The organism is Wohlfahrtiimonas larvae (assembly GCF_002006755.1).
GTDB classification, from domain to species: domain Bacteria; phylum Pseudomonadota; class Gammaproteobacteria; order Cardiobacteriales; family Wohlfahrtiimonadaceae; genus Wohlfahrtiimonas; species Wohlfahrtiimonas larvae.
On the sequence record NZ_MVDO01000146.1, the window covers coordinates 1 to 6,502 of the forward strand.

Below are 6,502 nucleotides of genomic sequence, written 5' to 3' on the forward strand. Positions count from 1 at the left end.
CGTTGATGTTCAACTTCTAAGCCAAACACATTAATCAAAGTCATCGGAAGATCTACAGGCACTAAGTCCATGCAGTTCATCACAATCACCCATAAAAATATTGTCAACCCCAATGGTGCGATATAACCATTTGGACCACTTACTAATGTTCTTGATTGAGTTTCAGCAAATTCAACAAGAATTTCTACCGCAGCTTGAAAGCGTGTTGGTACTCCTGAAGAAGCTTTACGCGATGCCCTAAACAAAAAGAATAGAACAATAATACCCGATACAACCGACCAAAGAACGGTATCGACATTAATCAAACTAAAGTCCACAAAGTTTTCTTGTGGCAAATCTGTCTGAGTCATATTAACGAGGTGATGCTCGATATAACTACTAGCGGTAATCTCTTCTGCTGACATATCTTGTCCCAATCTAAATTTTAATGCTTGATATCGTGCTTCAAATATTTATGACCGAAGCTCATCACAACAACAGGAAGATACACTGTTACAATCACTCCTATTAGAAATGCTACCCAACTTGGATCTTTTAAATACTTAATACTGCTCGCAAGCAATATTGCACTGATAAATTTATTGACAAATGCACCTAACCAAAAAATCACTTGTCGACTTCGTACCCAAAATGATAAAAAGATGACAAATAAATTTGGCAAGATGATTGAAAGACCCGCCCAAAAATAGGACCTTCCAACACTTTCCCCTACAATCACCCAAAGTAAAATTGAGGCACTTAGCGTAATGATCAATTGGATCGTTATTACTTGCTTCATCACATCAAAACACCTTCGGCAAAAGTAGCTCGATTATAAGCAGTTAGCCTTTAAAGTCAATCTTTTTCACAAGGAAACTTGATAAAAAAGGCGAATTAGTTAAATTTATTGCACCCCAATTTTTTGTAAAATTCCATCCAATTGATCTAATGAATCATAATGAATTGTCATTTTACCTTTACCTTTTTTGCCCGACTGAAAACCAACTTTAGCACCAAACAATTGACTTAAATCATTTTCTAATTTTACAACATCTGGATCTCTTTTTATAGGCTTGTTTTTTTCTATTGCTTGAACGCCTTCTTTCATTAATCGCTCAACATCTCGGACAGTTAATGATTTTTGAATAATCAATTCTGCAATTTTAATTTGTTGAGCATTATCTAAAGGTAACAACGCTCTTGCGTGCCCCATATCAATTTTTCGTTCTAACAACCATTCTTGTACTTGATCTGCCAACTCCAATAAACGAATCACATTACTCACAGATGATCTTGAACGACCAATTAACTCACCAACTTCTTGATGTGTTAACTCAAATTCATTAATAAACCGCGCTATAGCTTCTGCTTCCTCAATAGGATTTAAATCTTCACGTTGAATATTCTCTATCAACGCAACAGCTAAAGCCTCTTGATCTGTTAAAGACTGAATAATCACAGGGACTTTTTCTAATTCTGCAATTTGTGATGCTCTCCAACGACGCTCACCTGCTAGAATCTCATACTTTTTCTGCCCATCTTTACTAATCTCACGAACAACCAATGGCTGAATAATACCCTGAGATTTAATAGATTCTGCTAATGTTTCCAAAGCCACTGCGTCAAATACTTTACGCGGCTGATATGCACCCGGTACCAAAAACTCAATTGGCATTTCCTTGATAGCACCGTAATGAGCATCTTTACCTACGTGCACTTCATTATCTTTCATTAATTCTTGAGCTGGTAGTTTTGTTTTATTTAACAAAACATCCAAACCACGACCTAATCCGCGTTTTTTCAAACCACTTTCCTCATTTCTTATTTACGCTTACTTCGACGGCTGATTTCTTTTGCTAACTCATTATACGCAATTGCACCCTTTGAGGTAGCATCATATTTAATAATTGACTCACCAAATCCAGGAGCTTCAGCTAATCGAACATTTCTTGGGATAATCGTTTTTAATAATTTTTCTCCAAAATGTTCTTGTAAATTCTCTGATACTTGTAACGCTAAAGCATTCCGCCCATCGTACATAGTCCTCAAAATCCCTAAAATATCCAAATCTGGATTGGTCGTGCTTTTCACCTCTTCTATTGTTTGCATCAACGCTGTTAAGCCTTCTAGAGCGTAATATTCGCACTGCACAGGCACGACCACATGATCAGAAGCAGTAAGCGCATTTAATGTCAGCATATTTAAAGAGGGTGGACAATCAATAATAATAAAATTAAAGTTACTTTGAATAGGCGCCAAGCCTTCTTTCAAAACAAAAGCCCCCTGCTCTCTTTGTGTTAATAATACTTCCGCCCCTGTTAAGTCGCCATTAGCACCGATTAAACGAATGGCATTTTCTTCCAACTCTATAATGGCATCACTAATCGAAACATCATCCAATAGTAAATCAACAGTACCTAAGCTGATGGAATGTTTATCCACTCCCATCCCAGTTGTTGCATTACCTTGAGGGTCTAAATCTATTAACAAAACATTAGGACGAGCCTTCATACCTGCTAGGCAGGCTGCCAAATTAACCGCTGTCGTTGTTTTACCAACGCCACCCTTTTGATTCGTAACTGCTATGATTGCCACAAAGCCCTTCCTATAATCATCATTCAAATTTTACCGCAGAAGTATATCAAATCCTCATCAAGACAAAATGACCAAATGTCGTGCTTCATCTAATCTTGGGACAGATAGCTTAATAATCGTACTTTTATAACCTTCTTCTGCAAACTGCCACTCACCGGGTGTTACATGACCTTTCATCGCCGCAAAACAACCATCATCTGTTAATAAATGTTTCGACCAAATGACCATATCTTCAGCACTTGCGAATGCACGAGACAAAATAACATCAAATAATTCAGCTGGCTGATAATCCTGAACTCTTGAATGCACAATCTCTATATTTTTAATACCCAATTCAAGCTTCATCTGCGTCATAAATCGTGTACGTTTACTATTGGTATCCAATAAAACAAAATGTGTATCAGGCATTGCAATTGCCAAAATAAAGCCAGGCAAACCAGCACCTGTTCCTACATCAATCATACGATCATGCTTTATTTTTTCTAGATGTGGGATCAACACAATAGAATCAAACAAATGCTTCACCAACATCTCTTCAGGCTCAACAATGGAAGTCAAGTTATAAGCTTTATTCCATAACTGAATACCCTTTAAATAATGTGCCCACTGTTTAATTTGATCATCCGAAAAATCAAATCCTTCAGTACTTAACCCATTTTTTATAAAATCAAATTCCATTACTATCTCTTACTTATTTTTTGATGATCGACTATTACTGAATAGGATAAAAGTTTAAAGCCATGCCTTCTTCAACGGTCGTATTTGGTAAAATTTCAATTAAACAGTTCGCTACCGCCAATCCTGATAACATAGCAGAGCCTTGCCCTTTGGCAATAGTTAAATCAAATCCACCTTCTAGATTCTCTACATACATACCACGCAAAAACTCCCTTCTTGGCTCTAGCTTTTCGCGTTTAAATTTTGCCGTACCTTTCATAAAGGTCGCATTGGTTGCACCAATACTTTTTTGCAAAAATGGATAAACAAAGAGATAAAAAGTCACATATGCAGATACAGGATTACCAGGCAACATAAATACATATGCATTGCCAATTTTACCCCAACCAAAAGGCTTACCTGGCTTAATAGCAATTTTCCAACCATTTAATTGCCCAACTTCTGCAATAGCTCTGCCCACATGATCCTCTTCACCCACAGAAGCACCACCACTTAAGATAATGACATCCTGAGTTTTTGATAATTCTAATAACTGTGCTTTTGTTGCCTCATAATTATCTTTCACAATACCCGCATCATGCACATAATGATTTTTCTTCAGCCAAGCTTGCAGCATAAATCTATTTGCATCATAAATTTTACCTGCCGATAAAGGCTCTGATTGCGGAATCAATTCACTGCCTGTTGAAACAACTGCAATAGATAAACCATCAAATACTGGTATCTCGCTATAACCCTGCGATGCACATAAAGCAATTGTTGCCGCTGTCATTTCTCTATTTTTAGCTAATAATAAATCACCTTTTTTAGCCTCTTCACCCAAATAGCGAATATTCATACCATTTTTAGGTTTGCGTTGTAAGCGAATAACATCACCTTCACGATCTATATGCTCTTGCATTACAACTGATGTCGTGCCTTTTGGCGTGGGCGCACCTGTAAAAATACGAACCGATTCACCTTTGTTTAATACAATTTTTGCCAAATCACCTGCAGCAATTCGACCCACAACTTTAAATTCAGTTAAATCTTCATCAGGATCACAAACAGCATAGCCATCCATCGCACTATTATTGAACATTGGTGTATCGTAAACAGTGAATAAATCTTCACTTAAATGCTTACCCAAACTTTCAATCAAAGAAACTTTACGAACTTTTTGAGGCAACTGAACCGCCTCACTTAATTGTGTTAATGCAACATGGAAATCTAACATTTTCTTTCCTTCAATATTTTAGTAATTTGCGCAACCGCATCCCAATCATTCCCATTGATAAATGCAGTTGAATCATCAAAGAATAATGAATCACATTTCATCTTTGCTAAAAAATCTCTAATTCTGTGTTGTTTATCTAAAAGCAGCGATTCTATCTCATCAATATACTTAGCCTTAAACATTAATAAACCATAATGAGCCCTTTCATCATCTCTTGGATAAACTGCATCTAAGTTTTCTTCCCGCAATTTTAATAATTGCTTTACCACCAAATCCTTTGGTAACAAAGGCAAATCACATGTAACTACTTGGATAATATCCTCTGGTTTTACTATTTTTCTTAATGAATACATGCCTGATAATGGGCCATCACGATAGAACCTCTTTTCATCACTTAAAATATTCATTGATACTGCTCTATATGCACTGATATCTTCATTAGCAGAAATATAAACTTCATCAACTTGTGGTGAAAATACATCATAAACCCATTGAACTAAAGGCTTACCTTCAACAAGAACCAATCCCTTATTAACGCCCCCTAAACGGCTACCTGCGCCCCCTGACAGAATCAATCCAACCACTTTACTCATGCCAACGCCGCTTTCTATTTTGATCACTCAATTTTGCTTCTACCCAATGATTACTATCATCTTCAAATACTTCTTTTTTCCAAAAAGGTGCATCTGCTTTTAAATAATCCATAATGAATTCTGTCGCATGAAATGCTGCTTCACGATGAGATGAAACTGTTGCCACTAAAACAATTGGCTCACCAACAGGTATTTCACCTACGCGATGCACAACTCGACAACCAGTAATCGCCCAACGTTCTTTCGCAATCTCAATAATGCGCATTATCTCGCGTTCGGTTAATCCCGTATAATGCTCTAGAAATAAAGCTTTTAGATTTTTCGCATGATCATGCCCACGAACATAACCCACAAAACTACTGGATGCGCCGACATTACGACTACTTTCGAGCAGTTGATTAACTTCATCATCATGTTTAAAAATATCAGTTTGCACAACAACAGAGAACATTTAACCTCCTGTCACTGGTGGCAAAATTGCAACACGATCACCTTTTTTAACCGGCGCAACTTCGTAAAGAATTTCATCATTAAGCACAATTCTAAACACTCTCTCTGGAGCTAATGCATCCGACCATATATCATCTCGCGCCCTTAGTTCTGTTAGCAACTTTTCAGTATCGCCTGACTCCCAAGCGATCTCTTCTTGAGCCAAACCTACACGATCTTTTAATACTCCAAAATACTGAATGGTAATCATTATGATCTCCTATGCTGCTTTATGCTTTAATCTGAAAAAGCGAATTAAAATCCCACCTGATCTACCAAAGAGCAGAGAGAAAAAATAGATTAACCCTGCAACGCCTATAATTGCCGGCCCGCTTGGCACATCTAAATAAAAAGATGTTAATAATCCAAAATATGCAATTAAAAATCCTAATATGATAATCACAACAAACAAACCTTCAATAGAGCGAACCCATAATTGCCCGATGATTACTGGCAACATTAATAAACCCACAGCCATCAATGAACCTAAAGCCTGAAAACCTGCAATTAAGTTAACAACAACAACTAATAAGAAAATACCATAATAATTGACGCCTTTAATTTTCATAGACTGTAAAAAAATGGGATCAATCACAAACAAAACCAATGGACGATAGATGATCGCAATTGTGATCAGTGTAAAACACATAATCGCCCACAAGAAAGTCAACATCGTATTATCAATCGTTAATACAGATCCAAACAAAATATGCAACAAATCTACTTGTGAACCGATCTTTGAAATAATAATGACACCAATGGATAGAGAAATGAGATAAAATGCAGCAAAACTTGCATCTTCATTTAATCTCGTATAACGCGATACTAAAAATGCTAATAATGCAATTGCTATCCCTGCAATCACACCGCCAATACCCATAGCGATCAAATTAAACCCATAGAACATAAACCCCAAAGCAATTCCAGGCAAAATCCCATGACTTAATGCATC

Annotated in this window: 10 protein-coding genes; all 10 read right to left on the reverse strand. The window is 36.8% G+C overall.

All coding sequences use genetic code 11. The features are described 5' to 3' along the window. A partial coding sequence (locus BZK14_RS08485; protein ID WP_171973678.1) for a F0F1 ATP synthase subunit A occupies positions 1-404 on the reverse strand: 404 nt, incomplete at its 3' end. Positions 405-424: 20 nt separating this feature from the next. Beyond that, entirely contained in the window at positions 425-778 is a 354-nt protein-coding gene (locus BZK14_RS08490; RefSeq protein ID WP_077926082.1) for a hypothetical protein, read from the reverse strand. A 105-nt stretch (positions 779-883) separates the two neighbouring features. Further along, on the reverse strand, positions 884-1,783 hold the full coding sequence (locus tag BZK14_RS08495) for a ParB/RepB/Spo0J family partition protein (protein WP_077926083.1): 900 nt from the start codon (positions 1,781-1,783) through the stop codon (positions 884-886). Positions 1,784-1,800: 17 nt separating this feature from the next. Further along, positions 1,801-2,574: a ParA family protein gene (locus BZK14_RS08500; protein WP_077926084.1), complete on the reverse strand. Its 774-nt coding sequence runs from the start codon at positions 2,572-2,574 to the stop codon at positions 1,801-1,803. 57 nt (positions 2,575-2,631) lie between these two features. After that, positions 2,632-3,252 (reverse strand): 16S rRNA (guanine(527)-N(7))-methyltransferase RsmG, encoded by a 621-nt coding sequence (rsmG, locus tag BZK14_RS08505; RefSeq protein ID WP_077926085.1) that lies wholly within the window; start codon positions 3,250-3,252, stop codon positions 2,632-2,634. A gap of 34 nt (positions 3,253-3,286) precedes the next feature. Then, the gene (locus BZK14_RS08510) at positions 3,287-4,468 is read right to left on the reverse strand and encodes a molybdopterin molybdotransferase MoeA (protein WP_077926086.1); all 1,182 of its coding nucleotides are present in this window, start codon (positions 4,466-4,468) and stop codon (positions 3,287-3,289) included. After that, a complete protein-coding gene (gene mobA / locus BZK14_RS08515; RefSeq protein WP_077926087.1) occupies positions 4,462-5,061 on the reverse strand; it encodes a molybdenum cofactor guanylyltransferase in 600 nt (199 codons plus the stop codon). Before mobA ends, BZK14_RS08510 begins: the two co-directional genes overlap by 7 nt. Next, positions 5,054-5,512, reverse strand: a complete 459-nt coding sequence (locus BZK14_RS08520) for a molybdenum cofactor biosynthesis protein MoaE (RefSeq protein WP_077926088.1) — start codon at positions 5,510-5,512, stop codon at positions 5,054-5,056. Before BZK14_RS08520 ends, mobA begins: the two co-directional genes overlap by 8 nt. After that, positions 5,513-5,761 (reverse strand): MoaD/ThiS family protein, encoded by a 249-nt coding sequence (locus tag BZK14_RS08525; protein ID WP_077926089.1) that lies wholly within the window; start codon positions 5,759-5,761, stop codon positions 5,513-5,515. Between the two features lie 9 nt (positions 5,762-5,770). After that, positions 5,771-6,502: metal ABC transporter permease (locus tag BZK14_RS08530; protein WP_077926090.1), on the reverse strand; the 732-nt coding region annotated here is incomplete at its 5' end.